The 16,078-nt window shown below is 75.4% G+C and carries 15 protein-coding genes; 6 read left to right on the forward strand and 9 right to left on the reverse strand.

The window, feature by feature from the left end:
• Positions 1 to 2: 2 nt before the first annotated feature.
• Positions 3 to 2,198: a tetratricopeptide repeat protein gene (locus ACFVVU_RS16220; protein WP_387790430.1), complete on the forward strand. Its 2,196-nt coding sequence runs from the start codon at positions 3 to 5 to the stop codon at positions 2,196 to 2,198.
• A 20-nt stretch (positions 2,199 to 2,218) separates the two neighbouring features.
• On the opposite strand, the gene ACFVVU_RS16225 is transcribed toward ACFVVU_RS16220, so the two are convergent.
• From ACFVVU_RS16225 to ACFVVU_RS16240, 4 genes are all read right to left on the reverse strand, one after another.
• A complete protein-coding gene (locus ACFVVU_RS16225; RefSeq protein ID WP_387790432.1) occupies positions 2,219 to 2,725 on the reverse strand; it encodes a helix-turn-helix domain-containing protein in 507 nt (168 codons plus the stop codon).
• A gap of 421 nt (positions 2,726 to 3,146) precedes the next feature.
• Positions 3,147 to 4,223 (reverse strand): serine hydrolase domain-containing protein, encoded by a 1,077-nt coding sequence (locus tag ACFVVU_RS16230; protein WP_380688078.1) that lies wholly within the window; start codon positions 4,221 to 4,223, stop codon positions 3,147 to 3,149.
• A 79-nt stretch (positions 4,224 to 4,302) separates the two neighbouring features.
• A complete protein-coding gene (locus ACFVVU_RS16235; RefSeq protein WP_380688080.1) occupies positions 4,303 to 4,845 on the reverse strand; it encodes a GNAT family N-acetyltransferase in 543 nt (180 codons plus the stop codon).
• 24 nt (positions 4,846 to 4,869) lie between these two features.
• A complete protein-coding gene (locus ACFVVU_RS16240) occupies positions 4,870 to 5,274 on the reverse strand; it encodes an ankyrin repeat domain-containing protein (RefSeq protein ID WP_387790435.1) in 405 nt (134 codons plus the stop codon).
• Between the two features lie 247 nt (positions 5,275 to 5,521).
• Between ACFVVU_RS16240 and ACFVVU_RS16245 the strand changes: the two genes are divergently transcribed.
• The 3 genes from ACFVVU_RS16245 (at position 5,522) to ACFVVU_RS16255 (ending at position 8,085) form a co-directional block, all read left to right on the forward strand.
• A complete protein-coding gene (locus tag ACFVVU_RS16245; RefSeq protein ID WP_350541028.1) occupies positions 5,522 to 5,716 on the forward strand; it encodes a hypothetical protein in 195 nt (64 codons plus the stop codon).
• A gap of 109 nt (positions 5,717 to 5,825) precedes the next feature.
• Positions 5,826 to 7,421 carry a hypothetical protein gene (locus tag ACFVVU_RS16250; protein WP_387790436.1) on the forward strand — a complete coding sequence of 532 codons (1,596 nt, stop codon included), beginning with the start codon at positions 5,826 to 5,828 and terminating at the stop codon, positions 7,419 to 7,421.
• A 289-nt stretch (positions 7,422 to 7,710) separates the two neighbouring features.
• Entirely contained in the window at positions 7,711 to 8,085 is a 375-nt protein-coding gene (locus ACFVVU_RS16255) for an RNA polymerase-binding protein RbpA (protein WP_355365562.1), read from the forward strand.
• A gap of 107 nt (positions 8,086 to 8,192) precedes the next feature.
• Here the strand turns inward: ACFVVU_RS16255 and fxsA are convergent, their stop codons facing one another.
• From fxsA to ACFVVU_RS16275, 4 genes are all read right to left on the reverse strand, one after another.
• Complete coding sequence (gene fxsA, locus ACFVVU_RS16260; RefSeq protein WP_380689954.1) at positions 8,193 to 8,774, reverse strand: FxsA family membrane protein; 582 nt, start codon at positions 8,772 to 8,774, stop codon at positions 8,193 to 8,195.
• 79 nt (positions 8,775 to 8,853) lie between these two features.
• Positions 8,854 to 10,491 (reverse strand): apolipoprotein N-acyltransferase, encoded by a 1,638-nt coding sequence (gene lnt, locus ACFVVU_RS16265; RefSeq protein WP_387790438.1) that lies wholly within the window; start codon positions 10,489 to 10,491, stop codon positions 8,854 to 8,856.
• A 173-nt stretch (positions 10,492 to 10,664) separates the two neighbouring features.
• On the reverse strand, positions 10,665 to 12,287 hold the full coding sequence (locus tag ACFVVU_RS16270; RefSeq protein WP_380689781.1) for an amidohydrolase: 1,623 nt from the start codon (positions 12,285 to 12,287) through the stop codon (positions 10,665 to 10,667).
• 31 nt (positions 12,288 to 12,318) lie between these two features.
• The gene (locus ACFVVU_RS16275; protein ID WP_350541033.1) at positions 12,319 to 12,759 is read right to left on the reverse strand and encodes an Lrp/AsnC family transcriptional regulator; all 441 of its coding nucleotides are present in this window, start codon (positions 12,757 to 12,759) and stop codon (positions 12,319 to 12,321) included.
• Between the two features lie 275 nt (positions 12,760 to 13,034).
• Here ACFVVU_RS16275 and ACFVVU_RS16280 point away from each other — a divergent pair, with 275 nt between their 5' ends.
• Positions 13,035 to 13,487, forward strand: a complete 453-nt coding sequence (locus ACFVVU_RS16280; RefSeq protein WP_380689779.1) for a hypothetical protein — start codon at positions 13,035 to 13,037, stop codon at positions 13,485 to 13,487.
• Between the two features lie 164 nt (positions 13,488 to 13,651).
• Here ACFVVU_RS16280 and ACFVVU_RS16285 read toward each other — a convergent pair whose 3' ends face one another.
• Positions 13,652 to 14,812 (reverse strand): acyl-CoA dehydrogenase family protein, encoded by a 1,161-nt coding sequence (locus ACFVVU_RS16285; RefSeq protein WP_387790440.1) that lies wholly within the window; start codon positions 14,810 to 14,812, stop codon positions 13,652 to 13,654.
• 268 nt (positions 14,813 to 15,080) lie between these two features.
• Here ACFVVU_RS16285 and ACFVVU_RS16290 point away from each other — a divergent pair, with 268 nt between their 5' ends.
• Complete coding sequence (locus tag ACFVVU_RS16290; protein ID WP_380688867.1) at positions 15,081 to 15,713, forward strand: uridine kinase; 633 nt, start codon at positions 15,081 to 15,083, stop codon at positions 15,711 to 15,713.
• Positions 15,714 to 16,078: the final 365 nt, after the last annotated feature.

Genomic DNA, 16,078 nt, shown 5'->3' on the forward strand with positions numbered 1-16,078 from the left:
CGATGTCCACACCGCCCACCGGATCCGGCCACCACGTCCTGGTGACCGGGAGCCTGCGCCGCGACCGCGCCGCCGCCCGCGCCGCGCTGGCACTGCCGGCGCCGCTGCTGCCCGGGCTGCCCGAGGTCTCCGCGCACCGCCGGCTGCGCGGGCCGTACACGGCGGCCGGTACGGTGCTGCGCGCCGTGGTGCCCGCGGCGGCGGAGCGCTGGCCGGAACTGGTCGCCGCGCACCAGGTGGAGCTGCTGACCGCCGCGCCGGAGCTGCGCGAGCGGGTGCCGGCCGACCGGGAGACGCTGACCTCGCTGGCCGTCCCGCAGGAGCGGACCAGGTTCTACTCCCGCTGGCGGACGCTGCGCATCGCCCACGGCCTCCAGGAGTTCCTGGCCGAGCTGCTGACCCGGCGGGCCGACGGACCGCACGCCCTGGTCGTCGAGGACCTCGACCACGCCGACCCGACCGACCTGGAGTTCCTCTCCGTCCTGCTCCGCCGCACCGACCCGGCGCTGCTGACCGTGGTCGTGGGCGGGACCGCCGCGTTGCTCGACCCGCTGCCCGTGGACCGGGCGGTGGAGGCCGGCACACCGCTCGGCGAGAACCTGCCCGAGGAACTGGCCCGACACTGCACCCTGGTCGAGGCCCCGGCCGCCGCCAAGGACGAACCGCAGGACGGGCCGCGGCACGAACCGCAGGGCGAGACCGACCCGGGCGCCCTCGCCGCCCGCTACGTGGCCGCGGACGGCACCGACGACGACCCGGCCGTCCTGGCCGGCTACCGGGCGCTGCCCGTGCGCGAGCGTCGCGAGCTGCACGACCGGCGGGCCGCGGAGCTGGCCGCGCTCGGCGAGCCCTCGCTCGACCTCGGCGCCCTCCCCTACCACCTGGAGCACGGCACCGACGTGGGCGGCGCCGGCCTGCCGGCCCTCGCCAAGGCGATGGACGCCTGCATGCTGCTCGGCTTCTACCACGCCAGCCTGGAGTTCTGCCGCCGCGGCCGCTCCCACCTCGACCCGGTGGCGTTCCCCCAGGCCTGGTGGCACTTCACCGGCAAGATGCCCACCTCGCTGTCCGCCCTCGGGCGCGCCGACGAGGCCGAGGCGGTCTGCCAGGAGGTCCGGGTCCACTCCGTCGACCCGACCGCCCACCTGCAGTGCGCGTACGCGACCGCGATGCTCTACACCCGGCACCGCTCCCCGGACCGCCGCGACCACGAGCGGGCGGTCGCCTGGATCAACCAGGCCATCGCCATCGCCTCACTGCTGCCGGACCCGCGCCAACGCGCCTTCAACACCGTCTTCCACAACAACGGCCTGGCCCTCGTCGAGGCGCACCGCGGCCGCCCGCAGGCCGCGCTCGACCTGGTCACCGCCGGGCTGGCGGAGCTCGACCGGGACCTCGGCGCGGACGAGCACGGCCTGCACCGCTCGGTGCTGCGGCACAACCGCTCCACCGTGCTGACCGGCCTCGGCCGGCTCGACGAGGCGCTCGCCGACCTGCGGTCCGTCATCGAGAGCGACCCGAACTACCCCGAGTACCACTTCGACCTCGGCAACCTGCTGCGCCGGCGCGGCGACGAGGAGGGCGCCCTGGCCGCGTACGAGACGGCGCTGCGGCTCGGCCCGCCGTTCCCCGAGGTGTACTACAACCGCGGCGACGTGCGCTGCTCGCTGGGCGACGTCGAGGGCGCGCTGGACGACTTCGGCTACGTGCTGGTGCTGGACCCGAGCTTCGTCGACGCCTACGTCAACCGGGCCGGGCTGCTGCTGGACGAGGGCGACGTGGCGGGGGCCGAGCGCGACGCCCTGGCCGGCCTGGCACTGGCCCCCGAGAACGCCCACCTGCTGGCGGTGCTGGGCCGGGTGCACGCCGAGCAGGACGACCAGCACTTGGCGATCGAGGCCTTCGACCGGGCGCTGAGCACCGATCCGGACCTGCTGCCCGCGCTCTGCGGGCGCGCCGGGGCCGCCTACCGGGCGGGCGAGCCGGAGGCCGCGCTGGCCGACCTCCAGCACGCCGTCAGCCTCGCGCCCGGGGATCCGCTGGTCCGCTACAACCGCGCCTATGTGCTGCTGCGCACGGACCGCTGGGAGGCGGCGCTGGCCGACCTGGACATCGCCGCCGAGCTGCTCCCGGACGACGAGGACGTGCTCGCCGCCCGCGCCGAGTGCCTGGCCCGGCGCGCCGCGACCACCGGCTGACGGTGCGCCCGTCGCGTTCCTCACCCGCGCCAGCGGTCGACCACGACGCGGGTGCGGGAGAGGACCGCGACGGCGAGCCGGGCGGCCGCGTCCAGCACCGAATCGGGCGCGGGCGGCCGGTGCGGGCCGCCGCCGGGGACCGCCCGGGCGGTCCCCGGCGCGCCAGGCGGGGCCGGTGCGACAGGCGGGGCCGACGGGGCCGGTGCCGACGGCGCCGCGGCAACCGCCGGACGGTCGGTCAGCCGGCGGGCCCGGTCGGCCAGGGCGCGCCGGCGCAGCGGCAGCAGCGTGCCCGGCGGCAGACCGAAGCACTCCTCGTAGGAGCCGGTCAGCGACTCGGAGGGGATCCGGCGGCCGGCCTCGATGTCGGAGAAGACGCTGTGCGCGCTGTAGCCGAGCCGCTGGGCGAGCGCCCGCATCGACAGTCCGCGCTCCAGCCGCAGCCGCCGCAGCGCCGTTCCGAACTCCTCGCCCGCCAATTCCGCGCGGGCCGCTTCCGAATCCGGCCGGGCGGCCTTGTCGGACACTCCCGCGAATAACTCCCGACCGTCGCCCGGGAAGGCCCGGCGCCGGCCTCCGGCGGAGTTCTGAAACACCATGGAATCACCGCATTCCTGAAATCGTGCGCTGCCCTGGAAACTCACGGTCGCCGCCGCCCGGGCCGTGTTCCTCCGGACAGAACGGCGCTGACCTCGGCCGATCCCGGCCGAGGCGGAGCGGCCGACACCCCCCGACAGGCCGGAGCGGATTCACCCCCCAGAAACCTGGGGGGTCTTCCGGCCCTGTTTCCGGCGCCCATCCCCCGGGGCGTCGGAAATATCGGTGACAGCCTTGCGCAATAGTCCCGCAACAGGGATCAGCATGCCCCTCGGCGCCGCCCCCGTCAATGGCGTGAAGCATCGTCCGAAAGGCCCACGGAATTCCCGCTGGACGCCTTTCGCCGCAGGCCTAACCGAAGACCGCCCGGCGGAAGGCGTTGCGCAGGTCGGTGAGCGGCCGGAAGTCCCGGTCGTAGTGCACCTTGTTGGTGAGCAGCAGCGCCCAGCGGCCGCGGCGGCGGGAGACCCAGACGCCGGTGCCGGTGAAGCCGTAGTGGACGAAGGTGCCCTCGGCGGGGTCGGTTCCGGCGGCGCAGAGCCAGGACAGGCCGCGGGCGGGTGCCAGCCCACCGGTCTGCACCCGCAGCGATTCGGCGATCCACGGCTCGCCCCACGGAGCCTCCGCCCCGGCGGGCGGGGCGAGCAGCGCGGCGAGGAAGCGTTCCAGGTCACGGGCGGTGGAGAAGGCGCCGGCGTTGCCGGAGACGCCGCCGAGCAGCCGGGCCGAGGGGTCGTGGACGACCCCGCGCAGCACCGCGCCGGCCGCCGCTTCGTACTCGGTGGGAGCGGTGCGGGCGGCGAGCTCCGGTGCGAGCGGGCCGTAGCGGGTGTCCGTCATGCCGAGCGGCCGCCAGGTCTGCCGGGCGGCGAGCTCGTCGAGCGGAGCGCCGGCCAGGTGCTCGACCAGGTGGCCGAGCAGCACGGCGGCCCGGTCGGTGTACTCGACGGCGGCGCCGGGCGGACGGTGCAGCGGGGCGGCCAGCACACCGGACCGGATCGCCGCCGGGTCGCTCCCGTAGAGCTCGGCGAACCGGGTGCGCAGCGGCAGTCCCGCTGTATGAGTAAGGAGTTGACGGGCCGTCAGCACTCCGGCGGGGCGACCCTCGGCCGGCGGCCAGTACGCCCCGACGGGCCGGTCCAGCGGAAGGCGGCCGGCCTGCCACAGGGCGCCGGCGCACGGCCAGAGCGCGACGATCTTGGTGACACTGGCCAGGTCGAAGACCGTGTCGTGGTCCATGAGCCGCTCGCCGTACGGGCCTCGGCCGAAGACGCCGGCCCGGCCGCGGCCCCGGACACCCTCCGCGTCGCCGACCGACCAGACGCCGCCGGTCCCGACGGTGCGCAGGCCGGTCGCGACCAGTCGTTCCAACGGGCCGCCGGGAGCCGCGAGTTCGGCGAGCGGGGCGGGTCGCACCGATCCGGTCATGCGTGCCGCCCCCTGTCCCGCGGTCCCTCCCGAGCGGGCCCCTCGGACCCGTCGGGAGGCTACCCGTCCGGAGCCCGGGTCAGACGGCGGGCGCGCCGTCGAACTCCTTGCCCAGGCAGATGCTCTGCTCGTGCTCGCGGTAGAGGCCGAACTTCTCGATCGCCGCGTAGCCCTCGGAGGCGTAGAGGGCGACGGCCTCCGGCTGCTCGGTGCCGGTCTCCAGGATGAACCGGGTGCGCCCGGCCTCGGCGGCGGTCCGCTCCAGGTGGCGCAGCACCACCCGGGCCAGCCCCCGGCCGCGGGCCACCGGCCGGACGAACATCCGCTTCAGCTCGGCGTCGGTGGCGCGGATGCCGAACGGCGCGGCCTGCTTGGCCCGCCAGCCGCCGCAGGCGACCGGCTCGCCGTCCAGGTAGGCGACCAGGAAGAGCCCGGCCGGCGGGTCGAAGTGCTCGGGGTGCAGCTCGGTGAGGTCGGCCTCGCCGTACCGGCGCACGTACTCCTGCTGCACCTCGGCCGCGAGGAGCTGGGCGTCGGGGTGGCCGAAGCCGGTGATCCGGATCTCTATGCTGCCGCCCTTCGCGTCGCGCGCGAAGGTTCCGCCGTTGGTGGTGCTCTCCATGGTGGTCAAGCGTACGGCCCGGGCTCAGCCCGCCTCGGGGCGGCCCTCGAAGCGGGCGACCAGCGCCTCCTTGCTGAACATCCGGGCGGTGTCGACGGCGGACGGGGTGCCCGCGGCGGGGTCGGCGCCGGCGGCGAGCAGCGCGTCGAGCACGTCGTCGCTGCCCTTGAAGACGGCCCCGGCGAGCGGGGTCTGGCCGCGGTCGTTGGCCCGGTTCGGGTCGGCGCCGCGCTCCACCAGGGCGGTGACGGCGGCGGCGTGGCCGTGGTAGGCGGCGAGCATCAGCAGGGTGTCGCCGCGGTCGTTGGTGAGGTTGGCCGGGGCGCCGGCGTCGACGTACGCGGCGAGGGTCGCGGTGTCGCCGGCCCGGGCGGCGTCGAACAGCTTGCCGGCCAGGGCGATCACATCGGCGTCGGGGGTGTCGGTCATCTCGGGGCCTTTCTCCGGGGACGCGCCCGCGCGGGGCCCGTCGGGGGTGGTCGGTGTCACGCCGGACGCACGCTAGCGCACGCCGCACCGGGCACGAGGCCGCGCGGCCGTTCGGAGGAACTTTCCGGACGGGAGCGGCAAGTCCGGTAAACCACCCATTTGCCCCGTTCCATCCGCTATTACCTTTTGTCACGATTGTGGCACTTTCCGTGGCACCGTCCCCGCACCCTCCCCCGAGGAGCAGCTCGTGATCCTCTCGATTTCCGGCATCGTCCTGTTCGGCACCATCGCCTTCCTCTTCTTCCGCAGGGACGGACTCAAGGTCTCCCATGCCCTCGTCTGCGCCCTCTTCGGCTTCTACGTCGCCGGATCCTCGATCGCACCGAGCATCACCGCCGGCGGCGCCAGCCTCGCCAGCCTGCTCGGCGGCATCAAGTTCTAGCGCGTTCTCCGAGACACCCCCCGGGCCCGGGCGCGGATCCCACCGCCCGGGCCCGGCCGTTGCCGCAAGTCCTTCCCACCGACCGTCCCACCCGCCCGGGGAGCCAGGAATGCCGCTCAACCGCCACCACCTCAGCAAGGGCCGCGACCTCGTCCGCACGGCCGGCGACCACGCCTCCGACATGTTCGCGCCGCTCACCGTCATCGGCCGCGGGCTGCGCCACCACACCGCCTGGGCCAAGGAGCGCTGGCGGAGCACCCCCAAGGACCGGCGCGGCCCGACGCTCTTCCTGACCGCCGCGATGCTGACCGGGATCTACCTGCTGCCACACGGCCTGCTGTTCGCGCTGATCGCCCTGATGGCCAGCGCCGCCTGGACGGGCCGCGCGCCCAAGGACCCGCCCGCCGCGCCCGAGCCGGACGTCGCCGAGGTCAAGCTCACCGCGCTGTACGCCGCGCTCACCCCGTACCTGGCCGGGCCGGAGGGGTTCGGCCCGATCTACCACCACGAGGGCGGCTACCGGGACGTCTTCTCCGGGTGGGAGTTCGACGCCGAGGGCCGGCTGGCCCGGCTGGAGATCGCCTACCCGCCCTACTTCACCGACACCGAGCCGGCCGCCCGCGCCCGGATCGAGCAGGTCGTCCAGGGCAAGGCCGGCCGGGCCCGGGAGTACCGCTTCGACTGGGACGAGGAGTCCAACAAGCTGCGGATCGCCGCCCTGGCGCCGCTGCCGACGGACATCGCCGCCCAGCGCTTCGTGGCGGCCCCGGGCGAGATCGTGCTCGGCTTCACCGACGAGAACGGCAGCGCCCGCACCATCCCGGTGCACCAGGGCGGGGCGCTCGCCCAGCAGCCGCCGGTGGTCTGGCGCACCGGCCCGCGCTCGGCCGAGCCGCACCTGCTGGCGCTCGGCGTCAGCGGCTACGGCACCTCCAGCCTGATCCGCTCGGTGGCGCTGCAGGCGCTGCCGTTCGCCGACCTGGTGGTGATCGACGGCGCCGGGACCGGCGAGCACGCCTGCCTGGTCAACCGGCCCGGGGTGCACACCGTGGAGACCAGCCTGCACGGCGCGCTGGCCGCGCTGCAGTGGGCGGCCGGCGAGACCGAGCGTCGGCTCACCGTGCTGAACGCCGCCCGGCACGCCGGCACCGCCCCGCCGGAGGACGTCTCCCGGCCGCTGTGGCTGCTGCTCGACCACCCCACCGAGCTGAGCGAGCTGGCCCACGCCGAGGGCCGCCCGGACCCGCAGGACCTGCTGGAGCTGCCGCTGCGGCACGGCCGGGCCGCCCGGGTGACCGTGGTGGTCGCCGACGACGTCGAGGCCCGGGACCGGATCTCCCCCAGCGTGCGGGCCACCACCCGGGCCCGGGTGGTGCTCGGCCCGGCCGGCCCCGAGGAGGGCCACGCGGCGCTCGGCGTGCCGCTGGACATCGTGCCCGCCGCCCAGGCCCCCGCCGGACGCGGCTACGCCCGGATCGGCGCAGGCGCCCCGGTCCGCCTGCAGGTCCCGGCCACCGTCGATCCGCTGGACGAGGACGCCCCGGCCGCGCTGCGGGACGCGGTGATCGCCCTGCTGCCGCACCGCGACACCCGAACCGAGGCGCCCGCCCCGGCCGAGCCCCCCGCCGGGCCGCGCACCGAGCCGCAGGGAGGGGTGGACCTCGCCAAGGGCCCGGGCGCGCTACGCTTCCGCCCGCTCGCCTGATCGCCCGGCCGGCACCCGAACGGGGAGGGGCGGCGCGGACCGTCACCGCCCGTCCCGGTACGCTCGTCCAGGAACGGCCGACCGATCACCAGATGTGAAATAGGTGACACCTGGGGTGATATCACCGGCCAGATGTGACAAATCGGGCGCCGGTGGGTACAAACAGGGGCGGCACGACAGACGACGCATGTCCCGGGACGGGAATCTTCGTCGGAAGCCGAGCGTTAACCGAACGACGAAGAACAGCGACCACTAGTCCTGTGGGCCATAAGCCCGGGAGGCACGATTCATGAGCGAGCGAGCTCTCCGCGGCACGCGACTCGGGGCCACTAGCTACGAGACCGACCGCGGTATCGACCTGGCTCCCCGCCAGACCGTCGAGTACGCATGTCAGAACGGACACCGATTCGAGGTTCCCTTCTCGGTCGAGGCGGAGATCCCCGCGACCTGGGAATGCCGTTTCTGTGGCCAGGAGGCGGCACTTCTCGACGGCGACGAGCCGGAGGAGAAGAAGGTGAAGCCGACGCGCACCCATTGGGACATGCTGATGGAGCGTCGGACGCGCGAGGAGCTGGAGGAGGTGCTGGCCGAGCGGCTGGCCGTTCTCCGGTCCGGTGGGATGAACCTCGCGGTGCACCCGCGGGACACCCGCAAGAGCGCCTGACCCCGCTCCCGCCCACCGGCGGGGGCACGCGAAAAGGGACCCTGGTCACCAGGGTCCCTTTCGCGTGGCCGGGCCGGGCCACCCGGTTCGGGCGGCCCGGCCCGCGGTCAGCCGTCGATCGGTGGGCGGTAGGTGGTGTCCGGACCCTGCGGACCGGCCTGCGGGCCGTGGCCCGGCTCGACCACCTCGCCCTGGATCACCTTGCCGTCCGGGCGGTGGATGCGCAGCTGCTCCTGCAGCCGCATCGCGTCCGCGAGCGGGTCGGTGCCGACGCCTGCGGTGGAGCGCAGCGCCTTGTCGGCCACCCGGCGCCCGGCCGCCCGCCACAGCGCGCGGGTCGGCGGGAACAGCAGGGTCAGCGCCAGGCCGTCCGAGAGGAAGCCGGGCAGGATCAGCAGCAGGCCGGCCAGCACGGTCAGGCTGGTGCCGGTCTGCGGCTGCTCGGACTTCGGGTCGCGGGTCTGCTCGAAGGCCGCCGACAGCGCCCGCGCGCCGGCCCGCTTGATCAGCGAGCCGCCGATCACCGCGCCGGCGATCAGCAGCAGCACCACGGTCAGGCCGCCCAGCCACGAGCCGACCTGGACCAGCAGCCAGATCTCCAGCACCAGCCAGGCGGTCAGCAGCAGCGGCAGCACCCGCCGCAGCTTCGAGCGCGGCGCCGGACGGGCGGGGGAAGCTTGCTGGGTCACGGTACGAATCCACTCCAGGCGGTGCTCTGCGCGCCGCACGGGAGGTCCGGGCCGGCTACGGCACCACCTGGTCCAACGGTCAGCCGGCGGCCGGTGTTCCATCCGGGGTGCCGGCCGCGTCGCTCCGCCGCCTGCGGGCGAGCAGGACGCCGCCCGCGCAGGCGAGCAGGCCGGCCACGGCGAGGGTCCACTCGGGGACGGCGCCGACCCGGTCGGCGACGGTGGTGCCGTCGCGCAGCGGGACGGTCGCGGACAGCTCGGCCGCGGTCAGCTCCTCGGTGCGCTGGACGACGGTGCCGTCCGGGGCGATCACCGCGCTGATGCCGCTGGTCGCGGCGATCAGCACCGCGCGGCCGTGCTCGACGGCGCGCAGCCGGCTCATCGCGAGCTGCTGCTCCGGCTGGCCGGTCTTGGCGTAGGTGGCGTTGTTGGTCTGCACGACGAGCACCCGGGCACCCTGGTCGACGGTGTCGCGGACGATCTCGTCGTAGGCGACCTCGAAGCAGATGACGTCGCCGATCCGGGCCGGGCCGAGCTGCATGACGCCGTTGTGGTCGCCGGGGTAGAAGTCCCGGGCGACCCGCTGGAGCCGGGTGATGACCTTGGACAGCTGGTCGCGGAAGGGCACGTACTCGCCGAACGGCACCGGGTGCTGCTTGGTGTAGGAGGCGCCGGGGCCGGTCGTCGGGTCCCAGACGATGCCCTCGTTCTGCACGTGCTGCTCGTCGGGGCCGTCCACCAGGGTGCCGACCAGGGTGGGCACGCCGATCGCCCGCACCGCCTCGTCGATCCGCGCGTAGGCCAGCGGATCGCTGAACGGGTCGAGGTCGGAGGAGTTCTCCGGCCAGATCACGATGTCCGGCTTCTCGGCCCGGCCCGCCTTGATGTCGGCGGCGAGCTTCTCGGTGGCGGCGGCGTGGTTGTTGAGCACCATCATCGGGCGGCCGAGGAAGTCCATGCCGGGGTTGGGCACGTTGCCCTGGACGATGGCGACCTTGACGGTGTCGGCGGGCGCGGTGGGCACCGGCACCAGGTAGCCGGCGAGCAGCGCGGCGACGGCGCCGAGGCCGGCCGCCGAGGCCTGCACCGGGCGGCGCGCGGTGCCGCGGCCGGCCGCCCGCACGGCGGCCCAGGCCAGCAGGGTGCCGGAGAGGGCGACCGCGAAGGTCACCAGCGGGGCGCCGCCGAGCGCGGCCAGCGGGGTGTACGGGGTGGCGGTGTTGGCGAACGCCAGCCGGCCCCAGGGGAAGCCGCCGAGCGGCAGCCGGTCGCGGGCCCACTCCTGGGTGATCCACAGGCAGGCGCCCCAGAGCGGCCAGGCGGGCAGCCGGGAGGTGACCGCGAGGCCGGCGCCGAGGACGGCCAGGAACAGCGCCTCGACGACCGAGAGGCCGACGGTGGCGTCCCAGCCGATCACCCGCAGCCAGCTGAGCAGCATCAGGAAGAACGGCAGGCCGAAGGCGAAGCCGGTCCAGGCGGCCTGCCGGGCGGTGCGGCCCCGGGTGAGCAGCGAGAGCGCGGTGACGCCGAGGACCGAGAACGGCCACAGGTCGAAGGGCGGGAAGGCCAGCGCGAGCAGCAGTCCGGCGAGCGCGGCCAGCCCGGTGCGGGGAAGGCCGGCCCGAACTCTGGCGAGGGCGCGGGCGCCGCGGCCCGGGCCTGATGCCTCGTCGGGGGTCTCGGGTGCGGTCCCGGACCGCTCCTGGGTGACGGGCATGGCCACCGTCGCACCATCTCTCTCGCCGCCGCCCCGCGGGGGGTACGGGGACGGCTGTTCGGACGCTGTCCGAAGAAGGTACCCCGGAACGACACCCGGCCGTGAGCTGAGGGTCGTAACGGAGGCGGGCGGGTGGTCCGGGGACCGCCCGCCCGCCTCACCGCCGCCCGGTGCTACTCGGCGGCCAGGTGGACGGTGCGGCCGCGGACCACGGTGCGCAGGCAGGTGGGCAGCGGCTCGCCGGGGGTGAGGTCGGGCAGGCCCGGGGTGCCGGAGCGCGGGTCGGTGGACCAGCCGGCCACCCGGTCGTCCGGGGCCTGGACGACCAGGTCGCCCGCGGCCCAGACGGCGAAGCTGGCGACCGCGCCGGGGACGAGCACGCCGTCCTGGTCTCGGCCGATCGCGCGCCAGCCGCCGCGGGTGTGGGCGGTGAACGCGGCCCGCACCGAGATCCGGTGCTCGGGGGTGCGGTGGAAGGCGGCGGCCCGGACGGTGCCCCAGGGGTCGAGCGCGGTGACCGGGGCGTCCGAGCCGAAGGCCAGCGGGACGCCGGAGCGCAGCAGCGCGGCGAAGGGGTTGAGCGCGGCGGCCCGCTCGGCGCCCAGGCGCTGGACGTACATGCCGTCCGGGCCGCCCCAGGCGGCGTCGAAGGCGGGCTGCACGGAGGCGGTCAGGCCGAGTTCGGCGAAGGCGGCGACGGTCTCGTCGTCCAGCGCCTCGGCGTGCTCGACGCGGTGGCGCAGCGCCCGGACGCGCTCGGCGCCGACCCGGTCGCCGGCGGCCCGGACGCCCTCGACGACGGCGGCGATCGCGGCGTCGCCGATCGCGTGGAACCCGGCCTGGAGGCCGGCCTCGGTGCAGGCGGCGACGTGGTCGGCGACCTGGGCGGCGGTGAGGTAGGCGGCGCCGGTGTGCGCGGCGTCGCTGTAGTCGCGGTGCAGGCAGGCGGTGTGCGAGCCGAGCGCGCCGTCGACGAAGAGGTCGCCGCCGGCGCCGACCGCGCCGAGCCGGCGGGCGGTCTCGACGCCGCCGCGCTCGCCGAGCTCGCCCCAGTAGCCGAACACCTCGGGGCCCTCGCCCTCGGCGGCCAGCTCCAGCAGGGCGGCGAGGTCCTGCTCGGAGGAGACCTCGGGGCCGGCGCACTCGTGCAGGGCGCCGATGCCGAGTTCGGCGGCGCGGGCCAGGGCGGCGCGCTGGGCGCGGCGGCGCTGCTCGGGGGTGAGGCGGCCGAGCGCGGTCTGCCGCACGGCGTGGTGGGCGTCGCGGGTGAGCGGGCCGTCGGCGTCGTGGCCGGGCCGCTCGGCGAGGCCCTCGGTCAGCGCGCGCAGCGCGCTGGTGGCGAGGCCGGAGTGCACGTCGGTGCGGGAGAGGTAGACGGCGGCGCCCGCGGCGGCGGCGTCCAGCTCGGCGAGCGTGGGCGGGCGGCCCTCCGGCCAGCCGGTCTCGTCCCAGCCGTGGCCGATCAGCACGCCGCCGGGCTCCTGCTCGGCGGCGACGAAGGCGCTGATCGCGGCCAGCGCGGCGGCCAGCGAGGGGGCGCCGGTGAGGTCGAGGCCGGTGAGCGCGAGGCCCGCGGAGGTGGTGTGCACATGGGCGTCCACGAAGGCGGGGGTGACCAGGGCGCCGTCCAGTTCGACGATCTCGTCGGCGGTCTGCGCGTACGCCTCGGCGGCGCCGTCGCTGCCGACCCAGGCGACGTGCTCGCCCTCGACGAGCATGGCGGTGGCGAAGGGGTCGGCGGGGCTGTAGACGGCGCCGCCGCGCAGCAGGACGGTCCGGAAGGTGCGTTCGGTCATGCGGCCTAGTCTGCACCCCCGCGCGGACCGGTCAGAGCTTCGGGGGTCGGGCCTCGTAGGGGGTGGACAGGACGACGGTGGTGCGGGTGGAGACGCCGGCGGCGCTGCGGATCCGGGCCAGCAGGTCCTCCAGGTCGCCGGGGGCGCCGACCCGGACCTTGAGGATGTAGTTCTCGTCACCGGCGACGCTGTGACAGGCCTCGATCTCGGGCAGATCGGCCAGCCGCTCGGGCGTGTCGTCCGGGGCGCTGGGGTCGAAGGGTTTGACCGAGATGAAGGCGGTGAGCGCCAGGTCGACGGCGTCCGGGTCGACGATCGCGGTGTAACCGCGGATCACCCCGCGCTGTTCGAGCCGGCGCACCCGCTGGTGCACCGCCGAGGTGGACAGGCCGGTGGCCTTGCCCAGGTCCGTGTAGCTCATCCGGCCGTCCTGGAGGAGCAGCTGGACGATGCGTTGGTCGAGATCCTCCACAAGGCGCAAACCTACCCCCTCGGGGGCGCGCGGATCGCGGCACGGGGGGCGCACGGCCTCCGGCCTCGGAGGGCGCGTGCGGCGGCAGGGAGGGGGCGCGCGATGTCACCCGGCGCGCCCCGGGGTGCCGCGGGGCACATGCCGGACGAATGTGGCGAAGGACACACCCGGTGCATCACAGTGCGACGGACCGCAGGGTTATGAGTCCGTTTCGGCGGGAAGTGCTGGTTGTGGCCCCGGGCGACCACGCCGGGCCCGATCCGAGGGGGATCACCATGCGCGTTACCGACGAGCGCCCGACGGGCGCGGACGACGCCCACGATACGACCGACCGCGAGGACCTCGCGGTCCCCTACGAGACCGCGCCGGAGGTGGATCCGGGCGAGGTCGACGGCTGGGAGATCGTCCGGGTGCACTGCCCGTCGTGCCGGCGCCCGATCGCCCTCGTGGGCGACGAGGAGCGGCTGCCGCAGCACGCCGTCCTGCCGCGGCCCTGGCACCCCTTCTCGCCCACCCTCTGCCCCGGTTCGGGCGCGCCGACGGACGACCTCTTCGAGGTGGACAGCGAGGAGGAGGCCGGGTCCGCGGGCCCGGACGCGCTGCTCACGCCGCCGGGCGAACTCGACTGGCGCACCCAGCCGTTCTCCCACGCGATGGTGCACCGCCCGGTCCGCTCGGCCGTCGCGCCGGCCATCCCGGAGCAGCGCGGACGCTTCTCGCGGCGCTGAACCCCCGCCCGCCGCAGGGTCGCCGACGGTACGTCAGAACGGCCCCCGGGCGTCACTCCGCACCCTGGAGCGACGCCCGGGGGCCGTTCCGGGCCGCCCCGCCCGGCGCCCGCGCGGGGCGGGCACCGGGGGCGGCCGGTCAGGGGGCCGGTCGGGGGCCGGGACTACTTGGTGAGGTGGCGGCCGATCACCAGGCGCTGGATCTGGTTGGTGCCCTCGACGATCTGCAGCACCTTGGCCTCGCGCATGAAGCGCTCGGCCGGGAAGTCCTGGGTGTAGCCGTAGCCGCCGAGCACCTGGACGGCGTCGGTGGTCACCCGCATCACGGTGTCGGTGCAGAACAGCTTGGCCATCGCCGCCTCCTTGGAGAACGCCAGACCGGCGTCCCGGCGGCGGGCCGCGGACAGGTAGAGCGCGCGGCCGGCCTCGATCTGGGTGGCCATGTCGGCGAGCATGAACGACAGGCCCTGGAAGTCGGCGATCGGGCGGCCGAACTGGCGCCGGGTGCGCGCGTAGTCGACGGCGACGTCCAGCGCGGCCTGGGCGACCCCGATCGCGCAGGCGGCGATGCCGAGCCGGCCGGAGTCCAGCGCGGCGAGCGCGATCTGGAAGCCCTGGCCCTCGGCGCCGACCAGCCGCTCGCGGGGGACCCGGGCGCCGTCGAAGTGCAGCTGGGCGGTCGGCGAGGACTTCATGCCCATCTTGTGCTCCGGCGGGGCCGCCGAGAGGCCGGGCTGGGTACCGGGCACCAGCAGACAGCTGATCCCGCGCGCCCCCTCCTCGCCGGTGCGCACCAGCGCGCTGTAGAAGTCGGCCTGGCCGCCGTGGGTGATCCAGGCCTTGGTGCCGTTCACCACGTACTCGTCGCCGTCCAGCTCGGCGCGGGTGCGCAGGGCGGCGGCGTCGGAGCCGGACTGCGGCTCGGAGAGGCAGTAGGCGCCGAGCTGCTCGCCGGAGAGCATGCCGGGCAGCCAGCGCTCGCGCTGCTCGTCGGTGCCGAAGGTGGCCAGGGCGTGGCAGGAGAGGGTGTGCACGCTGACACCGAGGCCGACGGCCAGCCAGCCGGACGCCAGCTCCTCCAGGACCTGGAGGTAGACCTCGTAGGGCTGCTCGCCGCCGCCGTACCGCTCGTCGTAGGGCAGCGAGAGCAGGCCGGCCTCGCCGAGCGTGCGGAAGACCTCGCGCGGGAACCGGCCGGCGGCCTCGTCCTCCGCGGCGCGCGGCCGCAGCTCGCGCTGGACGAGGTCCCGGGTCAGGCTGAGGAGCTCGCGGGCCTCCTCGCTGGGCAGCTGGCGGTCGACGGCCTTCGCGGGGGAGGTGGTCATGGTGGCTGGTTCGCCTCCTCGGTCGTGCGCCGGGCCGCCCGGGTGTGGTCGGGCCCGCGCGGGGTGTGGCAGCTCGGCGCGGCCGGCACCGGATCACGGTGAACGGCCGTTCACATGCTCGGCGATGCGAGTATGCCCGATCACGGCCCCGCCGTCACGACCTGCACCGGATCACTGTCCGTATCGGCGCACCGGCCCCCGTAGGGTTGCCGATGTGGCTTCTTCCGAGACTTCCGCCGCCCCGGTAGTGGGGACACGCACCGCCGACGTGCCCGGCCCGCGCGACGCACCCACCGCCCTCGACGCGCTCGCGGCCGGGCTGCGGGCGCTGCCGCCGCGGTGCGGCCCGGTGCGGCTGGTCGCGGTGGACGGACACGCGGGCTCGGGCAAGACGACCTTCACCGGCCGGCTGTCGGCCGCGCTGGGCGGCGCCCCGGTGGTGCACCTGGACGACCTCGCGACGCACGCAGAGCCGTTCGAGTGGTTCGGGCGGCTGCGCGCCCAGGTGCTGGAGCCACTGGCCGCCGGCCGGGACGCGCGGTACGCGGTGTACGACTGGACGCTGCGCCGGTTCGCGGGGACGGCCGCGGTGCCGCTCGCGCCGGTGGTACTGGTCGAGGGGGTGGGCGCCGGGCGGCGCGCCGTGCGCCCGTGGTTGAGCCGGCTGGTGTGGATGGAGCTGGACGCGGCGGCGGCCCGGCGGCGCGGGGAGCAGCGCGACGGTCCGGAGCTGGCGGAGTTCTGGGCCGGCTGGGCCGTCGCCGAATCGGCGCATTTCGCTGCGGACCCGAGCCGCCCGCACGCCGGAACGGTGGTCGACGGGGTGACCGGCCGGATCGCGCCGAGCACCGTCGGTGAACCTTCAACAATCCCCTTGACCTGCGGCGTCGCCAGGAAATAGGTTCACACCCGTTGCCGGAATGACGCGTTCCGCAACCTCGGACCCGGTATCCCCGGCTTGTTCCCCCGTGAGCCGGGGATACCGTCCGGCCTCCCCGCGCCGGATTCGGCCATCCGTCAACGGCCGTCCGCCGGATCGCTTTTGACATCGTGCGGCACCCTTCCGGATCAGCTCCGCGCCGGTACGATTCCTGGCAGGCGCATATGCGCCCCGGGGGCAGACGCCCACCGGCGGGGTCCGCAACACCACCGCACCGGCCGGGCCCCGAGCCACACCGCGGGGGGCGTTGAGTGACGACGGACAGTTCCCAGAGCAGCAACGCGGGCGGCCCGGCACCGAACCGGCTCGCCGACCGCGCCTGGCTG

Origin of the sequence: Kitasatospora sp. NPDC057965 (genome assembly GCF_042887135.1) — a bacterium.
Taxonomy (GTDB): domain Bacteria; phylum Actinomycetota; class Actinomycetes; order Streptomycetales; family Streptomycetaceae; genus Kitasatospora.

Coding starts and splice junctions, on each gene's coding strand:
- ACFVVU_RS16220 (WP_387790430.1), top strand. CDS start 3: ATGTCCACACCGCCCACCGGATCCGGCCACCACGTCCTGGTGACCGGG.
- ACFVVU_RS16230 (WP_380688078.1), bottom strand. CDS start 4,223: ATGACCGGATCGGTGCGACCCGCCCCGCTCGCCGAACTCGCGGCTCCC.
- ACFVVU_RS16235 (WP_380688080.1), bottom strand. CDS start 4,845: ATGGAGAGCACCACCAACGGCGGAACCTTCGCGCGCGACGCGAAGGGC.
- ACFVVU_RS16240 (WP_387790435.1), bottom strand. CDS start 5,274: ATGACCGACACCCCCGACGCCGATGTGATCGCCCTGGCCGGCAAGCTG.
- ACFVVU_RS16250 (WP_387790436.1), top strand. CDS start 5,826: ATGCCGCTCAACCGCCACCACCTCAGCAAGGGCCGCGACCTCGTCCGC.
- ACFVVU_RS16255 (WP_355365562.1), top strand. CDS start 7,711: ATGAGCGAGCGAGCTCTCCGCGGCACGCGACTCGGGGCCACTAGCTAC.
- lnt (WP_387790438.1), bottom strand. CDS start 10,491: ATGCCCGTCACCCAGGAGCGGTCCGGGACCGCACCCGAGACCCCCGAC.
- ACFVVU_RS16270 (WP_380689781.1), bottom strand. CDS start 12,287: ATGACCGAACGCACCTTCCGGACCGTCCTGCTGCGCGGCGGCGCCGTC.
- ACFVVU_RS16280 (WP_380689779.1), top strand. CDS start 13,035: ATGCGCGTTACCGACGAGCGCCCGACGGGCGCGGACGACGCCCACGAT.
- ACFVVU_RS16285 (WP_387790440.1), bottom strand. CDS start 14,812: ATGACCACCTCCCCCGCGAAGGCCGTCGACCGCCAGCTGCCCAGCGAG.